Origin of the sequence: Methylobacterium amylolyticum, assembly GCF_030700245.1 — a bacterium.
In the GTDB taxonomy this organism is placed as follows: Bacteria; Pseudomonadota; Alphaproteobacteria; order Rhizobiales; family Beijerinckiaceae; genus Methylobacterium.
Genome location: NZ_JAUYZI010000025.1, coordinates 1 through 19211, shown reverse-complemented (window position 1 = coordinate 19211; position 19211 = coordinate 1). Strand labels below are relative to the sequence as shown.

Here is a 19211-nt window from a genome sequence, read left to right as displayed (position 1 = left end):
ACGTTTCAATGCGCGTCCTCGTCCCTCCCGGCAAGGCGGAAGCCGCGTTCCCGCCGACGCCGCCGCGTGACGTTACATTGTTGCAACAGCGCGCGGGCTGCCCGCGACTGCCTGGGGTTGACGGCGCAACACTATAGCGTTTCATTTCCGAAATGACCCAGACAGACCGCCGCCTCCCCGTCACCGTCCTCTCCGGCTTCCTCGGGGCCGGAAAGACGACGCTCTTGAATTACGTGCTGAACAACCGTGCCGGGCGCCGCGTCGCGGTGATCGTGAACGACATGAGCGAGGTGAACATCGACGCCGACCTCGTGCGGGACGGCGGCGCCGACCTGTCGCGCACCGACGAGCGGCTCGTGGAACTCACCAACGGCTGCATCTGCTGCACCCTGCGCGACGACCTGCTCGCCGAGGTGCGCCGCCTCGCCGAGGCCGGCCGATTCGACTACCTGCTGATCGAGGGCACCGGCATCGCCGAGCCGCTGCCGGTCGCCTCGACCTTCTCATTCCGCGACGCGGACGGCCGCGCGCTCGCCGACGTGGCGCGGCTCGACACGATGGTGACGGTGGTCGACGCCGTGAACCTCCTGAAGGATTACGGCTCGAACGCCTTCCTGCGCGACCGCGGCGAGACCGCCGGTGCCGAGGACACCCGCACCCTGGTCGACCTCCTCGTCGAGCAGATCGAGTTCGCGGACGTGGTGGTGATCAACAAGGCCGGGGATGTCTCCGCCGAGCACCGCGCCCTGGTGCGGGCGGTGGTCCGCGGCCTCAACGGCGACGCCCGGATCGTCGAGGCGTCGCACGCCCGCGTCGACCCCGGCGCCGTGCTCGACACCGGGCTCTACAGCGAGGCGCGGGCGCAGCAGCACCCGCTGTGGTTCAAGGAACTCTACGGCGCTGCCGAGCACGTGCCCGAGACCGAGGAGTACGGGATCGGCTCCTTCGTCTACCGGGCGCGCCGCCCCTTCGACCCCGCCCGGTTCGACGCCTTCACCCGGGCGACGTGGCCGGGGCTGATCCGGGCCAAGGGCCATTTCTGGCTGGCGACCCGGCCGGACTGGGTCGGGGAGTTCTCGCTGGCGGGGGCCGTCGCGCGGGTCTCGGCGATGGGCTTCTGGTGGTCCGCGGTGCCGCGCCGGCGCTGGCCGGAGGCCACCGAGTTCCGGGAGCGGCTGCACGCGGTGTGGAGCGAGGTCTGGGGCGACCGCCGCCAGGAACTCGTCTTCATCGGCACCGGCATGGACCGGGCGGCCATCACCGCGGCGCTGGACGGCTGCCTCGTCGACACGGGCGCCGACCGGGCACCGTTCGACCCGCTTCCCTACCGCGGCCTGCCGGACCCGTTCCCGGACTGGCGCACCGCGGCCTGAGCCGCCTCAGGCCGGCTCCGCCTCGTCCTCGGCCTCGATCTCGGCATCCGCCTCGGCCATCGTGCCGGACGCGCCCGCCGCCTCCGCGAGCCCGCGGGCGGCCCTGCGCAGGAGCTTGCGCAGGCGGCGCCGGTCGCCCTTGTCGAGGTGGTCGAGCAGCTCGGCCTCGACCTCCTCCTGAATCCGCTCGATCGCCGCCGCCTTGGCGAGACCGACCTCGGTGAGGCGTACGCGCACGATGCGGCCGTCGCCGGCCTCGGCACGGCGCTCGACGATGCCGAGCGCGGCGAGCCGGGTGACGGTCTTCGAGGCGGTGGGCGGGCGCACCCGCAGCAGCGCGGCGAGGTCGCCCATCGTCATGGTGCCGGCCGCGGCCAGCGCCTGCACCACCTGTTCCTGGCCGGCGAACAGGCCGATCTTGGCGAGCCGGTCCCCCGTCCGCGCCCGGTGCAGGCGGGCGGCCTGCACCAGGGCCCAGCCGACGCTGCGCGCGCCCGGCGGCCGCAGCTTCTTCGCCCCATCGAAGCCCGGCGCTGCGGCCTCGACGGGATGCTCGCGTTTGCCCCTGTCGCCCACCGGCAGCCCCGCACCCGAACCGGCGTCCGCCGCCGGAAGATCCAGTCCCTGCACCCGAAACGCTCCCGCCGCACCCGGTCCCGGCTCTGTGGGGACGGCCGGTGACGCTGGGATGACAGGCCGGGTTCGCTCAGGCGGTCAGCACCGCATGAGCCGCTGCAACCGGTCCAGGATGTCCTCGCCGGTGCAGGGCCGGGCGATGAAGTCGGCGCCCTCCGGCATCCGGTCCGGGTCCGGCGAGGCGCGGCCCGAGACGATCAGGATCGGCAATTGCGGCCGCGCCTCGGACACCGAGTTGGCGAGGTCGAACCCGTCGGTCTTGCCGGAGAGCTGCACGTCGGTCACGAGCCCGCAGATGTCCGGCCGGGCCTGAAGGATGCTCAGCGCCCGCTCGGCGGACGCGCATTGCACGGTGTCGTAGCCCCCCTCTTCCAGCACGTCGCCGAGATCCATGATCGTCAGGGCCTCGTCCTCGACGAGGAGGATCACCGGCCGCGCCTCCGTACTCGTCTGCTCGCTCGTCACGTGACACTCCCTTCGGCGTGGCGTTCGGCCGTTCGGGCCGCCGCACGCTTCTCCAGCCGTGAGCCCAACTTCAGAAACGGACCTAAGTTGCAGATCGTGCCTCGCGGGGACGTGAAGCGAATCGGGTCAACCGTCCTGCCCTGCGACGACGCCGGCCACCGCCCCGATCAGCCGGTCGAGATCGGCCGCCTCGATGGTCAGGGCGGGGGTCAGGTAGACGATGTCCCCGAACGGCCGGACCCAGACGCCGTGGTCGAGGAGGCGCGCCTTGAGGGCGGCGAGGTCGGGGGCGCGGGCGAACTGCACGGCGCCGATCGCCCCGAGCACCCGCACGTCCGCTACGCCGAGCGCGCCCCGCAGCGGCTCCAGACCCGCGGCGAGGCGCCGGCCGATCGCGCGCGCCTGATCCAGGCGGGGCTCCCGGGCGAACAGGTCGAGGCTCGCCTCGGCGGCCGCGCAGGCGAGCGGATTGGCCATGAAGGTCGGGCCGTGCATCAGGGCGGCGGCCGGGTCGTCCGACCAGAAGCCCTCGAACACCTCGGTCCGGGCGACGGTGGCGGCGAGCGTCATCGTTCCGCCGGTCAGCGCCTTCGACAGGCAGAGGATGTCGGGGGTGACGCCCGCCTGCTCGCAGGCGAACAGGGTGCCGGTGCGGCCGAAGCCGGTGAACACCTCGTCGGCGATGAGCGGCAGGCCGTGGGCGCGGGAGAGGCGGGCGACGGTCGCCAGGGTCTCGGGCGGGTGCATCCGCATGCCGCCCGCGCCCTGCACCAGCGGCTCGACGATCACCGCCGCGAGGCCGTCGCGGTGCGCCCTGAGCGTCTCGTCGAGCGCGTCGGCTTCGGCCCGCGTCCCCGGCAGATCGCAAAACACCTGGGCGGGGAGCCACGCGCCGAAGCGGCGGTGCATGCCCTCCTCGGGGTCGCAGACCGACATCGCCCCCATCGTGTCGCCGTGATAGCCGCCGCGGAAGGCGAGCACCCGCGTGCGGCCGGCGACGCCGCGGTTGAGCCAGAGCTGCGCGGCCATCTTCAGGGCCACCTCGACGGCGACCGAGCCGGAATCGCTGAAGAACACGTGGTCGAGGTCGCCCGGCAGCAGGGCGGCGAGCCGTGCGGCCAGCCGCTCCGCCGGGGCGTGCGTGAGCCCGCCGAACATCACGTGCGGCATCGCGGCGAGCTGCGCCGCGACGGCGGTGGCGATGTGGGGGTGATTGTAGCCGTGCACGGCCGTCCACCACGAGGCGATGCCGTCGACGAGTTCGCGCCCGTCCGCGAGCCGGATGCGCGTGCCCTGCGTCGCCACCGCCTCCAGCGGCGGGGCGGCGGTCTTCATCTGCGTGTAGGGCCGCCAGAGATGGTTTCGGGAGGACGGGGCGGGGGTCGTGGTGGGGGTCATGGCGGCGGCATGGGCAGGGGACGGGTTCGGGTCAAGGATCGGCGCGCGCAGCATCCTTGACTTCCCCGCATTCCGGGAGACTGTCCGGCGCCGATGGACAGCCTCGACGCCTTCGCCCGGGACAAGCTCGCCGCCCTCGAAGCCGGCGCCCTGCGCCGTCGGCTGACGGCGACGGAGCGGGGGCCCGAGGCCGCGGCGGAGCGCGGCGGGCGCCGGCTCGTCTCGTTCTCCTGCAACGACTATCTCGGCCTCTCGCACCACCCCCGGGTGATCGCCGCCGGGCAGGCGGCGCTCGCGGGCTTCGGGGCGGGGTCGGGCGGCTCGCGGCTGGTGACCGGCAACCACCCGATCCTCGACGCGCTCGAAGCGCGGCTCGCCCGGCACAAGGGCGCGGAAGCCGCCCTCGTGTTCGGCAGCGGCTACCTCGCCAATCTCGGGATCACCCCGGCGCTCGCCGGGCGGGGCGACCTCGTGCTGCTCGACGAGTTGTCCCACGCCTGCATGTGGGCCGGGGCCCGGCTCTCGGGCGCGCGGGTGCTCGCCTTCCGCCACAACGACGCGGGCCACCTCGCGGCCCTGCTCGCCGAGCACCGGGCGGCGCACCGCCACGCCGTCCTCATGACGGAGCGGGTGTTCTCCATGGACGGCGACCGGGCTCCGATGGCCGACATCCTCGGCGTCGCGGCCGCCTACGACGCCTGGACGCTGGTCGACGATGCCCACGGCCTCGGGATCGTCGAGGACGGCCCCCGCGCGCCGCTGGAGATGGGCACGCTGTCGAAGGCGCTCGGCTCCTACGGCGGCTACCTCTGCGCCTCGCGGGCTCTGGTCGACCTGCTGACGAGCCGCGCCCGGAGCTTCGTCTACACCACCGGCCTGCCGCCGGCCTCGGCGGCCTCCGCCCTGGAGGCGCTGACGATCCTGGAAGCGGAGCCGGAGCGATGCGCGCGGCCGCTGACCCTGGCCCGGCGCTTCACCGCCCGGCTCGGGTTGCCCGAGGCCGAGAGCGCGGTGGTGCCGGTGCTGGTGGGCGAGGCCGAGGCGGCGCTCACCCTCTCGGCGGCGCTGGAGGCGGCGGGTTTCCTCGTCGTGGCGATCCGGCCGCCGACCGTGCCGGCCGGGACCGCGCGGCTGCGGGTCGCCTTCTCCGCCGCCCACCGCGAGGATCAGGTCGACGCCCTCGCCGAGGCGGTGGCACGGCTCACGGGCGGTTGAGCCCGTCGCGGCTTGCCGCTACGCCGTGTGAAACCGGAGGAGACAAGACGATCATGGACGCCACCGCGCTGAGGAGCCTGCAGGCACCGCTCAAGGACAGCTACCGCGCGAACCCGGACGCGGCGGTGGTCACCCTGAAGGCCAAGGGGTCGCTCGACGACACGAGCATCGCCTGCAAGGTCGAGACCGGCCGGGCGCTCGCCGTAGCGGGCTTGCACCCGGCGACCGGCGGATCAGGCGCCGAGCTGTGCTCGGGCGACATGCTGCTGGAGGCGCTCGTCGCCTGCGCCGGGGTGACGGTGAAGGCGGTGGCGACCGCCCTGGAGATCCCGCTGCGGGCCGGCACGGTCAGCGCCGAGGGCGACCTCGACTTCCGCGGCACGCTCGGCGTCGACAAGGAGGCACCGGTGGGCTTCCGCGCCATCCGCCTGTCGTTCGCCCTCGACACCGACGCCACGGAGGAGCAGATCGCCCAGCTCCTGAAGCTCACCGAGCGCTACTGCGTCGTGTTTCAGACCCTCAACCACCGCCCCGCGCTGTCGGCGGCGGTGACCACCGCCTGAGGCCGAACCGATGGCCGGCGGTCCCACCCAGGCGGAGTACTGGAACGGGCCCGTCGGCGCGCGCTGGGCCAGCAACCAGCCGATCCTCGACGCGGTGTTCGCGCCGCTGACCGAGGCGCTGTTCGCCCGGGCCGACCTCGCGCCCGGAGCCCGGGTCCTCGATATCGGCTGCGGCGCGGGGGCGACGACGCTCGAAGCGGCCGCGCGCGTCGGCGCCGGCGGGGCGGTGACCGGGGCCGACATCTCCGCACCCCTGCTGGCGGCGGCCCGCGCCCGCGCCGCGGCCGATCTCGGGCATGCGGGCCGGGAGGGGGCCGCGATCAGGTGGATCGAGGCCGATGTCGAGACGGCCGACCTCGGGGCCGGCGCCTTCACCGCGGCGATCTCCCGGTTCGGCGCGATGTTCTTCGCCGATTCCACACGGGCCTTCGCCAATGTCCGCCGGATGCTCGGCCCCGGCGGACGGCTGACGCTCCTGTGCTGGCGGGCGATGGCGGACAACGCCTGGGTGCGCGTGCCGCGCGAGGCGGTCCTGCCCCTCCTGCCGGAGGCGCCGCCCCCACCCCCGCCGGACGCGCCGGGCCCGTTCCGCTTCGCCGAGGTCGACGGGCTGAAGGCGGCGCTGCGCGCGGCGGGGTTCGCCGCGATCACCTGCGAGCCCGTGGACCGCGCGGTGATCCTCGGCGGGGGTGCCGACGACGCGGCGGCGGCGCTCGCGGCGGCGCGGGTGGCGGTGGGTCTCGGCCCGGCCTCGCACCTCCTGCGCGAGGCCGAGCCCGCGCTGGCCGAGCGCGCCCTGGCAGCCGTGGCCGACGCCCTGCGGCCGCACGCCGCCGCGGGCGCTGTCCGCCTCGGCGCGGCGTGCTGGCTTGTGCAGGCGGCCTGAGCCGTTCGACGCCGCCCGTCGGACCGGCGGGATCGTCCCGCGCGGGCCTCGCCGAGGCGATCCGGTGGCTCAGAATCCCCGGAACGCCAGCCCGAGCGCGCCGATCGCGATGGCCCACAGGGCCAGCGTCGACCACACCGCCCGCAGGCGCTCGTTGCGGGCGAAGCGCTCCAGGCGCCGCGCGTCGCCGGTGCCGGACTCGTCGAGGCGGACCAGCACGCGCTTGAGCCGCACCGCGAGGTCGGGGATGTCGCCGACCACGTCGGACAGGACCCGCACGGCCTCGGCGCCGCTCTGGAGCCGCCCCACGGGTCCGAGATTGTGGGTGATCCAGCTCCGCACCACCGGCTCGGCGGTGGTCCACATGTCCAGCCGCGGGTCGAGGGAGCGGGCCACGCCCTCCACCACCACCATGGTCTTCTGGAGCATCACCAGCTCGGTGCGGGTGCTCATGTCGAACAGGGCGGTGATGTCGAACAGGAGCGTCAGCACCTTCGCCATCGAGATCTCGTCGGCCCGGCGCTGGTGGATCGGCTCGCCGATCGCCCGGATCGCCTGGGCGAAGTCCTCGACCGAGTGGTGGGCGGGCACGTAGCCCGCCTCGAAATGCACCTTCGCCACCCGGCGGTAGTCGCGCATGATGAAGCCGAGCAGGATCTCGGCGAGGAACCGGCGCTCGTGCGGGCCGAGCCGACCCATGATGCCGAAATCGACCGCCACCAGCCGGCCGTCGGCGTCCACGAACAGGTTCCCCTGGTGCATGTCGGCGTGGAAGAAGCCGTCGCGGATCGCCTGCCGCAGGAAGCTCTGGATGACCTCGCGGCCGATCGCCTGCGGATCGTGGCCGGCGGCGACGAGATCGGCGGCGCTGTGCAGACGGGTGCCGTCGATCCACTCGGACGACAGCACGTCCCGGGCGGTCAGCTCCCACTGGGGCTTTGGCACCCGGAATCCCGCGTCGTCGGCGGTGTTCTGGGCGAGTTCCGAGGCGGCCGCCGCTTCGAGGCGGAAATCCATCTCCATCATCACCGAGCGGGCCAGGATCTCGACCACGTCGCGCGGGCGCAGGCGCTCGGCCTGGGGCGAGAGCGCGTGGACGACGCGCGCCATGAAGCGCATCACTTCGAGGTCGCGCTGGAAGCGCTCGCGCACCCCCGGCCGCATCACCTTCACGGCGAGCGTGCGCTGCGTGCCGTCGGGCTCCTGCACCACCGCCTTGTGGACCTGGGCGATCGAGGCGGCGGCGATCGGCGCGCTGAAGGTCACGAAGATCTGCGCCAGCGGCTTGCCGAAGGCCGCCTCGACCACGCGCACCGCGGTCTCCTGCGGGAAGGGCGGCACCCGGTCCTGGAGCCGCTCCAGGTCGGAGGCGGCGCGCATGCCGACGATGTCGGGGCGCGTCGCCAGGAACTGGCCGAACTTGACGTAGGACGGCCCGAGCCGGGTCATCGCCGCCGAGAGCCGCGCCGCGCCGTCGCCGAGGCCCGGCCGCTCCAGCGAGCGCCCGATCCGCAGGACGAAGCGCAGATGCGCCGGGAGTTCCGAGGGATCGACCAGGGCGAGCGCGCCCTCGCGCGCCAGCACGAAGCCGACATGGACGCCGCGGACGAGGTTGACGGCCGCGCCGATCATCGGGCCGCCACGCTTCGGACCGCCACGCTCAGGAGACCTTCCAGCCGGAATGGATCGCGACGATGCCGCCCGACAGCGGCCGGTCGGTGACGTGGCGGAAGCCGGCGCGCTCGATCATCCCCGAGAACGCGCCGCGGGTCGGGAACTTGCGGATCGACTCGACGAGGTAGCGATAGGATTCCGCGTCGCCGGCCACCCGCGCCCCGATCCGCGGGATCACGTGGAACGAGTACGCGTCGTAGATCCGGTCGAGCAACGGCACGTCCACCATCGAGAATTCGAGGCACAGGAAGCGCCCGCCCGGCCGCAGCACCCGCCGGGCCTCCGCCAGCGCCGTCTCGATCCGCGGCACGTTCCGGATGCCGAAGGCGATGGTGTACGCGTCGAAGCTCGCGTCCGGCAGCGGCAGGCTCTCGGCGTTGCCGGTGACGAAGACGGCGCGGTCGTCGAGACGCTTCTTGGCGGCGCGCTCGGCGCCGACCCGCAGCATCGATTCGTTGATGTCGAGCACCGTCACCCGCGTGGCCGGACCGCCGGCCTCCAGCACCCGGAACGCCACGTCGCCGGTGCCGCCGGCCACGTCGAGATGCGCGAACGGCCGGCCCTTGGGCGGGCGCAGCATCGCCACGAGCTGCGCCTTCCAGGCCCGGTGCAGGCCCGCCGACATCAGGTCGTTCATCACGTCGTAGCGGCGGGCGACCGAGTGGAACACGTCGTCGACGCGCCCCTGCTTCTCGGCGAGCGCCACCCGCTCGAAGCCGAAATCCGCGGTCTCCCCGCTCGACGCCCTGTCCCCGGCCTTCATGACGCTCCCGCCGCTCGTGTCGGCGCCTCTTAGCGGGTGTGGCGCGCGACCGCCATGCGCCCGGGGTCGCGGGGCTGGGATGCCTGTCAGCCCACCCGGACGCGCAGGGCGTCGGCGATGGTGCCCGCCATGGCGCGGGTGCCCATCGGGTTCGCGCCCTCAGGGGCGATGTCGGCGGTGCGGGCGCCGCCGGCGAGCGCGTCGGTGATCGCCCCGTCCAGCGCGTCGGCCGCCTCGCCGAGGCCGAAGGAGTAGCGCAGGCACATGGCGAGCGAGCCGATCATCGCGATCGGGTTGGCCCGGTCCTGGCCGGCAATATCGGGAGCCGAGCCGTGGACCGGCTCGTAGAGCGCGCGCCGCAGGCCGCTGTCGTCGACGGCGCCGAGCGAGGCGGAGGGCAGCATCCCGAGCGAGCCGGTCAGCATCGCCGCGATGTCGGAGAGCACGTCGCCGAACAGGTTGTCGGTCACCAGCACGTCGAACTGCTTCGGGCGCCGCACGAGCTGCATGGCGCAGTTGTCGGCCAGCACGTGCTCCAACTCTACGCTCGGGTAGTGCTCGGCATGGACGCGGGTGACGACCTCCTTCCACAGGACGCCGGTCTTCATCACGTTGTGCTTCTCGGCCGACGCCACCCGGCCCGAGCGCTTGCCCGCCAGATCGAAGGCGACGTGGGTGATGCGCTCGATCTCGGCGCTGGTGTAGACCTGGGTGTCGACGGCGCGCTTGGACCCGTCGTCGAGCGTCGTGATCTCCTTCGGCTCGCCGAAATACACGCCGCCGGTCAGCTCCCGCACGATCATGATGTCGAGCCCTTCGACCAGATCGCGCTTGAGGGCCGAGGCGTCGGCGAGCGCCGGGTAGCAGATCGCCGGGCGGAGGTTGGCGAACAGGTCGAGGTCCTTGCGCAGGCGCAGCAGGCCGGCCTCGGGGCGCGACTCGTAGGGAACGCCCGCCCATTTCGGGCCGCCGACCGCCCCGAGCAGGATCGCGTCCGCGGCCCGCGCCCGGGCCAGGGTCTCCTCGGCGAGCGGTGTGCCGTGCGCGTCGATCGCGCAGCCGCCGACGAGGTCGGTCTCGGTCTCGAAAGTCGCGAGACCGGTCTCGCGCAGGGCGTCGAGCACGGTCCCCATCCCCGCCGCCACCTCCGGGCCGATGCCGTCGCCGGGCAGGAGCAGGAGCTTGTAGCTGGCCATGACGGGTCTCGCGGGCTGGTCGTCGAACGCTGCGGCGGCTTTAGCGACGGGGCTCGGAGATTGGCAAGGCGCCCGGGATGGTTTCCGGCCCCCGCGACCCTTGTCTTTGTGCGGCCGCGGCGATACCTCTGCGGCCCCGATGCGCGCGGGAGGCCCCGAGCGGCCCCGCGCGAGCGCCAGGAGAGACGAGCCTTGGCCAGAGCCGGCTCAGCGCCCGAAACCGCCCGCGCCGTGTCCACGGCGCCGCGGTCGCGCGCGTCCGGCCTCCTTCTCGCCCTGCTGCTTACCCGCCCCTGAGGGCCGTCCGGGCGCGCGCCTGGGCCTTCAGGGGATTTCTTTCGGATTTCGCGACATCGCCCGATCGGGCATCCCGCCGTCCCCGAGCCCCGTGCCGGACGGCCCGCGACAGGGTTAGCACCATGACCGACACGACGACCGCTTCTCCGACGTCCTCGTCCCGCGACCGCGTCCTGATCTTCGACACCACCCTGCGCGACGGCGAGCAGTGCCCCGGCGCGACGATGACCTTCGACGAGAAGCTCGCGGTCGCCGAACTCCTCGACACGATGGGCGTCGACATCATCGAGGCGGGCTTCCCGATCGCCTCGAACGGCGACTTCGAGGCGGTGAGCGAGATCGCCCGGCGCACCAAGCGCGCGACGATCGCGGGCCTCGCCCGCGCCATCCCCGCCGACATCGCCCGCGCCGGCGAGGCGGTGCGCCACGCCGGGCGCGGGCGCATCCACACCTTCGTCTCGACCTCGCCGATCCACCTCGCGCACCAGATGCGCAAGACCGAGGACGAGGTGGTCGAGATCATCCTCAAGACGGTCGCACAGGCCCGCGACCTCGTCGAGGACGTGGAGTGGTCGGCGATGGACGCCACCCGCACGCCGCTCGACTACCTGTGCCGCTGCGTCGAGGCGGCGATCAAGGCCGGCGCCACCACGATCAACCTGCCGGACACGGTGGGCTACGCCACGCCCGGCGAGTACCGCGACATGTTCCGCGCTGTGCGCGAGCGCGTGCCGAACGCCGACAGGGCGGTGTTCTCGGTCCACTGCCACAACGACCTCGGGCTCGCCATCGCCAACTCGCTGGCCGGCCTGGAGGGCGGGGCGCGGCAGGTCGAGTGCACGATCAACGGCATCGGCGAGCGGGCCGGCAACGCCGCGCTGGAGGAGATCGTCATGGCGATCCGCACCCGCGGCGACGTGATGCCCTACGAGACCGGCATCGAGAGCCAGATGCTGACCCGGGCCTCGAAGCTCGTGAGCCACGCCACGAATTTCCCCGTACAGTTCAACAAGGCGATCGTCGGCCGCAACGCCTTCGCCCACGAGAGCGGCATCCACCAGGACGGCATGCTCAAGCACGCCGAGACCTACGAGATCATGACCCCCGCCTCGGTCGGGCTCGCCAAGACCTCGCTGGTGATGGGCAAGCATTCCGGCCGCGCCGCCTTCCGCTCGAAGCTCGACGAGCTCGGCCTGAACCTCACCGACAACCAGTTCCAGGACGCGTTCGAGCGCTTCAAGGCTCTGGCCGACCGCAAGAAGCACGTCTACGACGAGGACATCGAGGCGCTGGTCGACGAGAACCTCGCCACCGCGCAGGACCGCATCCGTCTCGTCTCGCTCTCGATCATCGCCGGCACCCGCGGCCCGCAGCGCGCCACCCTGCGGCTCGCCGACGACGCGGGTACGCGGATCGAGGAGGCGGAGGGCAACGGCCCGGTCGACGCGGTGTTCAACGCGATCCGCGCCCTGGTGCCGCACGAGGCGCAGCTCGAACTCTACGACGTCCACGCGGTCACCGGCGGCACCGACGCGCAGGCGGAGGTGACCGTGCGCCTGCGCGACGGCGAGCGCAGCGTCACCGCCCGCGGTGCAGACCCGGACACGCTCGTCGCCTCGGCCAAGGCCTACCTGTCGGCGCTCAACAAGCTCGCGGCCCACGCGGTGCGCCTGCACGCCCAGCACGCGGCGGCCGAGTGAGAAAAGTGCGGCGCCGGGGGTGGACAGCCCCCGGCGCCCTTGCTATCAGCCCGCCACCCCGACGGACTTGGTGGCCGTCGGACGGATCGCGACAGCGATCGGGCGCATAGCTCAGTTGGTAGAGCAGCTGACTCTTAATCAGCGGGTCCTAGGTTCGAACCCTAGTGCGCCCACCAATAACTTCAACGACTTAGCCGAATACTTCCGCGTCATTCCGACAACGCGTCAGCAGCTCATTCCGACAGGTCCTCCCTTTTCGTTCTCGCCGCGAGCCTCTTGCGGGCGCCCTCGCGGCGTTGATGCGGCGTCGCCTGGGCGTACCTGAGCAGGGCCGCCGTGGTCAGGTGGCCGCTCAGCGCGCGGAGTTGCGCATCGGTCAGGCCGGCGTTCGCGCCCTCGACGTTACCGCCGTGGCGCAGGCCCATGAATTTCACCTCGGGGTCGATCCCGGCCGCCGCGCGGGTCTCGGCGACGCGGTGCCGGAAATAGTCGATCTGCCAGGGCATGTGCTGCTTGGTCCAGCGGTCGGGCTGCTCCCGGATGACGATGAGTGTTCCACGGCGCGTGGCCCCGTCCAACCTGTCCATGATTTCCGGCCAGAGCGCGGTGCCGTCCGTGTCGAACAGGGGCACCTCGACCAACTCGCCGGTCTTGTGGTGGAACACGCGCACGATCCCCGGCGCGTTGGCAGGGCGGTAGTGCCCCCAGGTCAGCCGGGACAGGATGTCCTCCTGACGCTGAAGCCAGAAGAACGCGATCATCGCAGCCGTGCCGAGCGAGGGCTCGCCGGCCGCGTCGGCAGCGGCCACGAAACGCGTCAACTCGTCGTGCGTGACGGGACGGGTCGCCTTGGCCTTGTGGGACAGGCCCATCTTGGCGAAAGGGTTTGCCGACGGCACGATATCGGCGCGGCTGCGGTGCGCTACGTTCCAGGCGCGCTTGGCGACCGTCATGGACAGGATAGCACTGCGCGTGCGCAACGTCCCGTCCGGCTTCACTCGCAGCTTGTCGTAGAGCCTGTCTGCGAGCCCCGGTGTGATGCTGGCCACTGCTGCCGCGCCGAGACGCCGGCAGTCCTTGAGTACGTAGCCCGCCACATCCCGCAGGGCGGCGTCGTAGCTTCTACGGGTGCGCTCGGGGCGACCACTGTACTGCGGCGCCGACTTGTAGAGAGCGACGAGCCAATCGAAGGTGCCGATACGGACCCGATCGGTGGGCTCAGGGGCGACGCCCTCGCTGCGCCACGCCTCGAACTGCGGGTTGAGCACGTCGTCGCATCGCGCCTTCGCGACGGCGTAGTCTGTGCCGAGCGCTTCCGGGGCGAGGGCGCAACCCCGCGCGAGGGCGTGCGTCGGCGGTCGCCAGTAATAGGCCGTCTGGCCGCTCGCGAGCCGCTTGGCGACCATCAGCTTGGGCCATCCGAGGGGCTTGCCGCGAGGCATCAGATCAGATGCTCCAGGTTCTCGGCAATCGGCAGCGATTGCCCCCGAAAGCCGTGCCGCTGGGCGATGTCCTGATCCAGCCGCGTGCGGAACCACTTCGGCAAGCACCCGCGCTCGCGCTTGGGCTGCGAGTAGATCCCCCGCTCGACCTTCGACATGAACGCCTGCACGCTGGGCTCACCGGGGCGAATGGTGACAGCGACACGACCGGCATCGGGGCCGGCGATGTCACGGGCTTCCTGGGCTACCAGTGATGCGCGCTCTTCTCGCCCTCCTGCTGCTGGCCGCGCCCGCGCTCGCGGCCGACACCACGCCCTTCTACCGGATGGGCGACCCGTTCCTGATGCAGGCAGGCCCGACCGCACAGCAGTACCAGATCGCGCAGCCGCCGGGCTCGACGTCCTACCGCTTCGTCAACCCGTGCAACGTCGACATTCGGATCAAGACCGTGGCGACGGCGTCCCAGGTCGTGACCGCGAGCACCGGCACGCGCTTCCTCGCCCGCACCGCCGAGACGGTGGCGAGCACGGTGGCGCCGACGACCCCGCGCATCGTCTCGATTATGACGTTAGGTGATCCCGGGTCCGCGGGTTGCGCGGGCGAGCTTCAGTACGGGACCGGCCAGTGATCGGGCGCGCCCTTTTCGCGCTGCTGCTGACGCTCTCCCCGGCTCTGGCCCGCGGCGTCGGCTCGCCGGGTGTCGGGTTGCCTGGGCCGCAGGGCGATCCGGGCCCGGCCGGCCCAACTGGGGCGACGGGCTCCGCGGGAGCGAAGGGCGATGCTGGGCCCAAGGGCGATACCGGCCTCACAGGTGCGACAGGCCCTGCTGGATCTGCGGGACCTCAGGGGCCGCAGGGCGCAACCGGTGCCACTGGCGCGGTAGGCGCACAAGGCCAGAAAGGCGACACTGGCCCGGCCGGCATCGTCCCAATCTACGGCCCCACGGGCCTGCGCACCGGCGTCAAGGCGTGGATGGGGGCGGCCACGAGCGCCAACGGCCTGTGGTCGGCCTCTATCGCTCCCGCGGGCTGCTCCGCGGCGCCCTGGAACGTGCAGGTGCAGGCTCTCGGCGTCGACAGCACCGCGGCCGGCGTGCGGGTCGCCAACGTGTCCTCGGCCTCGGCCACGACGATCAGCGGCACCGTCACCCAGCCCGCCACCGTCACGCTACATGAGGACGTGATGAACGCCGTCTCGGCGATGATCAACCAGGGGCTGCTCTCGGGCCCCCAGGCGCTGAAAGCGACGCTGGAGCTATCGAACCTCTCGCCGGCCGTGAAGCAGGCGATCGTCACCGCGGGTGCATCGCCCCAGCCCTCGCCCGAGCAGGCACAGCTTCAGCAAGCGGCGGTCGATCTGCAACTGCGCGGCGCGGCGTCCAAGATCGCGAAGACCGAGGCCGAGACCGACAAGCTGCGCGCCGAGACGGGGCACACCGCGGCACGCACCGACGCCGTCGGCATTGAGGCCGAGCAACACGCCGTGAATACGGCTGCCACCATCGCCGACATCGCCCAGAAGACGGCGCGGACACGCCAAATCGGTACCGAGACTGCGCAAGCGCACATGGACGCGCTCGGCATGCCCGCCCTTGCGGCGGCCTTCGCCCCGCGCCCGCTGGTGCGCCCGCTCCAGGGTCTGCCGGCCTGATCTCAGTTCCCGTTCCCGCGCGCGGGTTATCGCGCGGGTCCCGGCCCTCCGTCCGACCCAACGGAGCAACGGCGCTCGCTCGGCCGCAACGGGGCGCATCCTCTAGCCCAGGCATAGGCTGACACATGGACAGGAACGCTGACGCGGAAGCCGAGATCTACTCGGCGGCCTCCGAACCCGCGCGCGACGACCAAGGCCGGTTTGCCCAGGCCGAGCGCGAGCCCGCCCCGCAGGAGACGATCCCCGCGGAGCAGGAGCGGCCCACGCCGAACCTCGGGCAACTGCCCGACCAAGGCGCGCCGCAGGGTGACCAGCCGCAGCCGGAAGGCCAGCAGGCGACGCAGCAGGATCCGCGTCAGGCGGGGATGCTGCGCGACCTTCAGGAGACCCGGAAGCGGGCCCAGGAGCGGGAACAGGCCCTCGCTGAGAGGGACCGGGAGAATGCCGAACTTCGCGGCATGATCCGGGCGATGCAGGCGCAGTTCGGCCAGCAGCAGGGACGTGGGCAGCAGCCCCAGGCCCCGCAGCAGCCGCAGCCGGCTCCGGATCCCTTCGAGGATCCGCAGGGCTTCGCCGCGCATCAGGCCCGACAGGTCCCCAATCCGTATCGACTGGGCCCGCCACGCGATCCTGCTCAACAAGAAGGAGATGCGGAAGTCGGCGGCGGATCAGCTCGCCAGCGTCCGGCCGCTCCTGACCATGTGGGCCGGCTCCAAGCTGCGCGACGACATCTGCCGCGCCACCGCCACCATCTACCCGGCGGGCACCGCGCCGACGCCGATCGGCAACGTGCAGGGCATCCCCTTCATGTCGGCCACGGCCTCGCAGCTCAACGCGTGGCTCACGGGCAACGACGACCGCGTGCAGTTCGGCAACGGCCAGTCCACGAAAGTGGCCGGCAACTTCGCCGCCTCGCTCGCCAACGTCGATGCCACCAACGACCTCGCCAGCGTGTCGGCGTTCAACCGGGTCAAGCGGATCGCCAAGCAGGCCGACCCGCACATCCGCCCGGTCCGCGTCGACGGCGGTCGCGAGTACTTCGTGACGTTCCTGCCGTCGCCGCTGTTCAACGAGCCCCAGCAGCCCGTTGTCGTCACGTCCGAGCGGCAGGAGCGCCGACCGCTGCCGGATCTCGCCCGTCGGCGCAGAGGTGATCACCGGCAGGCCCGTCAGGTCGTCGAGGACCGAGCGGCGCAGGCCGGTGTAGGAGCCGCCCAGAGGCGGCAGCGGATCGGGCATTCAATCTACCCATGGGTTCGCGCGCCGGCAGGGTGTCCCGCCGACGCGCCGTAATCGGTGATGCGACGCCGCCTACGCGGCCAGAGACACGATTTCGTTGAGGATCACGGAGGCGAGCCGTCCAACTTGGCTGCCCTTCTCCAGTTCTCCGCTTCGCTCAAGATCGCCCAGCAGCAGCCGGGCCTTCGCGACGACATCGCCGATGGATGCCGAGCCCTCGGTGATCGCCCTCTCGTAGATGCCGAACGTGTCGTCGTAGAGCCTGTCCCATCGCTCGTCGGTCCAATTCTGAACCTCGGGACTGTCGAGAAGCGCCCGCTGAGTCGCGGCGCGAGTGCATGCGAGGGCGAGACCGGAGGCGCCGGCCACGAGGAAGATCGGGGGTTGCGCCGCCGCGACACCCGAGGCGACGGCGTGGGCGAAGAATGCTCGGCGAGAAGGCGTGCGTGTGCTATCGAGGGCATCAGCCATCGTGGTCTCTCCAGAAGATCGCGAGTGGACAGGCCCGGCGTGGAGGTGATGGCTCCTGCCGGGCCGCTTCGTTTCAGGCTTCGTCGTCGTCCGGCTCTGGCGGGTGCTCGTCGTAGAGGTGCCCCATCAGGAGATGCGACACCTTCAGTCGCGTTTCAGCCGCCAGCGTGTCGGGCGTGTTCGTGGTGTAGAGACCGCACCTGACCATGAAGAACATGGTCGCGTAGATGTCGCCTCCGCACTCTTCCTCGGGAACGCCCGCCCACGTTATCAGGTGCGCGTGCAGGGCGTGCGTATCGATCTCGCCAGCCACGTGAGCGGTGTGCCGGATAGCTTCGGCGAGCATCGCGGAGCGGCGTTCGGCCCGATCCTCGGCGCCCATAATCAGGACGCCTTCTTCATGTGCTCGCGCAGCACGTCCACGATGGCGGACGGCCACTTGAGCTGCTGGGCCTGCCCGGTCCCGTTGCTGCGCTCGACATCGCAAAGGGTGCCGCCGAATTCCTCGCCGGCCGGTGTCAGCTTCCAGAACGGGCGATCCTTGTGGTCGCGGTCGCCGATCTGAAAACCGATCTCTTGGAGAAGGTGATTGACCCGCACCGCGGAGATGCCGAGGTCCGCACCGATCTTGGACGGGATGATGAGCGGATCCTGGACCGGGGCGACGAGGTGGCCCATGCCCATGCTCTCCAGCATGTCGAAGCCGACGGCCTTCTTGGTCGAACGGCTCGCGGCGATGAGAAGCTGATTCCCGGCGAGCCCGGCGAGCTTCCCGATCGCAAGTGCCTGCTTCAGGAACAGGCGCGCCTCTCGGGCCGAGAGGGCGAGGTTCATATTCGCAGCTGCTGGGCGACCCTCCATGTGCGCGCGGACCACCGCGTTGCACCAAGCGTGGAACTCAGGGCTCAAGTATTTTGCGTAGGCCATCGCGACCTGCCAGTGCGCCCAGGTCCCTCCGCCCTTGCCTTGGCGCGTGCCCATAACCTGGGAAATTCCCAGGTTATGGGCAGGGCGATTGCATATGGGTTGTTTGGGGTTCGATCTGGGCTGAAGGCGATGCGTTGACGCCTCCTGAGACGCAGGAGGCGATCGATGCTGGCCGTGCAAGGATTGTTCGCGGCGGTGCCGGACCCGCGGGCGGCCAACGCCCGCCATCGGCTCGACGAGGTTCTGCTGGTCGCCCTGGCCGCCACGCTGTGCGGCGCCCAGACCTGCGTCGACATCGCCACCTTCGCCCGGGCCAAGCTGCCGCTGCTGCGCCGCTTCGTCCGCCTCGCCCACGGCGCGCCCAGCCACGACACCTTCAGCCGCCTGTTCCAGGCGCTCGACCCGCTCGCCTTCGAGGCCGCGTTCCGCGCCTTCATGGCCGCCTTCGCCAAAGCCCTGGACCAAGCGGCGCAGGACCAAGCGGCGCAGGACGAGCCCGACGGCACCGGCCGCCCGCGCATCGTCGCCCTCGACGGCAAGTCCCTGCGCGGCGCCATCCAGAGCGCCGGGCGCTCGACCCCGCTGCACCTCGTCACCGCCTGGGCCGCCGAGCAGCGCCTCGTCCTGGCCCAGCGCCACGCCCGCAACCGCAGCGAGGTCACCGCCGCGCGCGAGGTCATCGCCCTGCTCGACCTGCGCGATGCCGTCGTCACGCCCGACGCCCTGCACGGCAACCGCGCCACGGCCGCCGCCATCCTGGAACGGGGCGGAGCCTACGCCCTGATCCTCAAGGGCAACCGCGGCCCGCTGCACGCGGCCGCCCAGGCGCTGCTGGGCGAGGCCGATGCCGAGACGGCCGTCCGCACCAGCCACACCGCCCACGGCCGCTACGAGGAGCGCCGCGCCTGGGTCCGGGCCGTGCCGGGCTGGGCCGAACGCTACGGCTTCGCCGGCCTGTGCGCCATCGCCCGGGTCGACGGCCTGCGCCGCAGCACGCACGTGGACGCCCCTGCCGAGGCCGAGCCGCCCCAGACCCGCTACGTCGCCCTCTCGCAGCGGCTCGACCCCGCCGAGGTCCTGCGCGTGGTGCGCGCCCACTGGTCGATCGAGAACCACCAGCACTGGCTGCTCGACGTCGCCTTCCGCGAGGACGCCATCCTCACCCGCAACGCCGTCACCGCCCAGAACCTCGCCCTGCTGCGCCGCCTCGCCCTCGGCCTGATCCGCCAGGACGCCACGAAGGGCTCCCTGCACACCAAACGACAGTTGGCCGGATGGAACGACGACTACCTCGCCGACCTCATCAGCCAAATGCG

Annotated in this window: 21 protein-coding genes, 1 tRNA gene and 1 pseudogene; 10 read left to right on the top strand and 13 right to left on the bottom strand. The window is 72.0% G+C overall.

Annotation, left to right across the window (positions count from 1 at the left end; genetic code table 11):
- The first annotated feature begins 152 nt into the window (after positions 1-152).
- Positions 153-1373 (top strand): GTP-binding protein, encoded by a 1221-nt coding sequence (locus Q8W71_RS17940; protein ID WP_305526755.1) that lies wholly within the window; start codon positions 153-155, stop codon positions 1371-1373.
- A gap of 6 nt (positions 1374-1379) precedes the next feature.
- Here Q8W71_RS17940 and Q8W71_RS17935 read toward each other — a convergent pair whose 3' ends face one another.
- The 3 genes from Q8W71_RS17935 to Q8W71_RS17925 form a co-directional block, all read right to left on the bottom strand.
- Positions 1380-2003, bottom strand: coding sequence for a MarR family winged helix-turn-helix transcriptional regulator (locus Q8W71_RS17935; RefSeq protein WP_305526754.1), 624 nt, complete (start codon positions 2001-2003; stop codon positions 1380-1382).
- 84 nt (positions 2004-2087) lie between these two features.
- Entirely contained in the window at positions 2088-2474 is a 387-nt protein-coding gene (locus Q8W71_RS17930) for a response regulator (RefSeq protein WP_305526753.1), read from the bottom strand.
- Positions 2475-2600: 126 nt separating this feature from the next.
- On the bottom strand, positions 2601-3872 hold the full coding sequence (locus Q8W71_RS17925) for an adenosylmethionine--8-amino-7-oxononanoate transaminase (protein WP_305526836.1): 1272 nt from the start codon (positions 3870-3872) through the stop codon (positions 2601-2603).
- 93 nt (positions 3873-3965) lie between these two features.
- Between Q8W71_RS17925 and Q8W71_RS17920 the strand changes: the two genes are divergently transcribed.
- Genes Q8W71_RS17920 through Q8W71_RS17910 form a run of 3 tightly spaced genes read left to right on the top strand, consistent with a single transcriptional unit; the run spans position 3966 to position 6536 of the window.
- Positions 3966-5087, top strand: a complete 1122-nt coding sequence (locus tag Q8W71_RS17920) for an aminotransferase class I/II-fold pyridoxal phosphate-dependent enzyme (RefSeq protein WP_305526752.1) — start codon at positions 3966-3968, stop codon at positions 5085-5087.
- Positions 5088-5140: 53 nt separating this feature from the next.
- The gene (locus tag Q8W71_RS17915) at positions 5141-5650 is read left to right on the top strand and encodes an OsmC family protein (RefSeq protein ID WP_305526751.1); all 510 of its coding nucleotides are present in this window, start codon (positions 5141-5143) and stop codon (positions 5648-5650) included.
- Between the two features lie 10 nt (positions 5651-5660).
- Positions 5661-6536, top strand: coding sequence for a class I SAM-dependent methyltransferase (locus Q8W71_RS17910; protein ID WP_305526750.1), 876 nt, complete (start codon positions 5661-5663; stop codon positions 6534-6536).
- A 69-nt stretch (positions 6537-6605) separates the two neighbouring features.
- Here Q8W71_RS17910 and ubiB read toward each other — a convergent pair whose 3' ends face one another.
- From ubiB to leuB, 3 genes are all read right to left on the bottom strand, one after another.
- Positions 6606-8168, bottom strand: a complete 1563-nt coding sequence (gene ubiB / locus Q8W71_RS17905; RefSeq protein WP_305526749.1) for a 2-polyprenylphenol 6-hydroxylase — start codon at positions 8166-8168, stop codon at positions 6606-6608.
- Positions 8169-8196: 28 nt separating this feature from the next.
- Positions 8197-8973 (bottom strand): bifunctional demethylmenaquinone methyltransferase/2-methoxy-6-polyprenyl-1,4-benzoquinol methylase UbiE, encoded by a 777-nt coding sequence (gene ubiE, locus Q8W71_RS17900; RefSeq protein ID WP_305526748.1) that lies wholly within the window; start codon positions 8971-8973, stop codon positions 8197-8199.
- 86 nt (positions 8974-9059) lie between these two features.
- Positions 9060-10169, bottom strand: a complete 1110-nt coding sequence (leuB, locus tag Q8W71_RS17895) for a 3-isopropylmalate dehydrogenase (RefSeq protein WP_305526747.1) — start codon at positions 10167-10169, stop codon at positions 9060-9062.
- Between the two features lie 419 nt (positions 10170-10588).
- Between leuB and Q8W71_RS17890 the strand changes: the two genes are divergently transcribed.
- Entirely contained in the window at positions 10589-12166 is a 1578-nt protein-coding gene (locus Q8W71_RS17890; protein WP_305526746.1) for a 2-isopropylmalate synthase, read from the top strand.
- Between the two features lie 100 nt (positions 12167-12266).
- Positions 12267-12342 (top strand) — tRNA-Lys (locus Q8W71_RS17885).
- Positions 12343-12399: 57 nt separating this feature from the next.
- On the opposite strand, the gene Q8W71_RS17880 is transcribed toward Q8W71_RS17885, so the two are convergent.
- Together Q8W71_RS17880 and Q8W71_RS17875 are read right to left on the bottom strand one after the other, a co-directional pair.
- Complete coding sequence (locus Q8W71_RS17880) at positions 12400-13572, bottom strand: tyrosine-type recombinase/integrase (RefSeq protein WP_305526745.1); 1173 nt, start codon at positions 13570-13572, stop codon at positions 12400-12402.
- 35 nt (positions 13573-13607) lie between these two features.
- Positions 13608-13778, bottom strand: a complete 171-nt coding sequence (locus Q8W71_RS17875; protein ID WP_305526744.1) for a hypothetical protein — start codon at positions 13776-13778, stop codon at positions 13608-13610.
- An 83-nt stretch (positions 13779-13861) separates the two neighbouring features.
- Here Q8W71_RS17875 and Q8W71_RS17870 point away from each other — a divergent pair, with 83 nt between their 5' ends.
- Positions 13862-14236: a hypothetical protein gene (locus tag Q8W71_RS17870; protein ID WP_305526743.1), complete on the top strand. Its 375-nt coding sequence runs from the start codon at positions 13862-13864 to the stop codon at positions 14234-14236.
- 428 nt (positions 14237-14664) lie between these two features.
- Complete coding sequence (locus Q8W71_RS17865; protein WP_305526742.1) at positions 14665-15258, top strand: hypothetical protein; 594 nt, start codon at positions 14665-14667, stop codon at positions 15256-15258.
- Positions 15259-15284: 26 nt separating this feature from the next.
- Here the strand turns inward: Q8W71_RS17865 and Q8W71_RS17860 are convergent, their stop codons facing one another.
- Positions 15285-15839 carry a hypothetical protein gene (locus Q8W71_RS17860; RefSeq protein ID WP_305526841.1) on the bottom strand — a complete coding sequence of 185 codons (555 nt, stop codon included), beginning with the start codon at positions 15837-15839 and terminating at the stop codon, positions 15285-15287.
- Here Q8W71_RS17860 and Q8W71_RS17855 point away from each other — a divergent pair.
- Positions 15760-16551, top strand: a complete 792-nt coding sequence (locus Q8W71_RS17855; RefSeq protein ID WP_305526741.1) for a phage capsid family protein — start codon at positions 15760-15762, stop codon at positions 16549-16551. The genes Q8W71_RS17860 and Q8W71_RS17855 overlap by 80 nt on opposite strands.
- Before the next feature lie 18 nt (positions 16552-16569).
- Here Q8W71_RS17855 and Q8W71_RS17850 read toward each other — a convergent pair whose 3' ends face one another.
- The 4 genes and pseudogenes from Q8W71_RS17850 to Q8W71_RS32925 all read right to left on the bottom strand — a co-directional run.
- A complete protein-coding gene (locus tag Q8W71_RS17850; protein WP_305526740.1) occupies positions 16570-16968 on the bottom strand; it encodes a hypothetical protein in 399 nt (132 codons plus the stop codon).
- A 73-nt stretch (positions 16969-17041) separates the two neighbouring features.
- A complete protein-coding gene (locus tag Q8W71_RS17845) occupies positions 17042-17350 on the bottom strand; it encodes a hypothetical protein (RefSeq protein ID WP_305526739.1) in 309 nt (102 codons plus the stop codon).
- A 2-nt stretch (positions 17351-17352) separates the two neighbouring features.
- Complete coding sequence (locus Q8W71_RS17840; RefSeq protein ID WP_305526738.1) at positions 17353-17802, bottom strand: hypothetical protein; 450 nt, start codon at positions 17800-17802, stop codon at positions 17353-17355.
- A 36-nt stretch (positions 17803-17838) separates the two neighbouring features.
- Positions 17839-17949, bottom strand: a pseudogene (locus Q8W71_RS32925) (KilA-N domain-containing protein); the annotation flags it as partial.
- Positions 17950-18060: 111 nt separating this feature from the next.
- On the opposite strand from Q8W71_RS32925, the gene Q8W71_RS17835 reads away from it, so the two are divergent.
- A partial coding sequence (locus Q8W71_RS17835) for an ISAs1 family transposase (protein WP_305525205.1) occupies positions 18061-19211 on the top strand: 1151 nt, incomplete at its 3' end.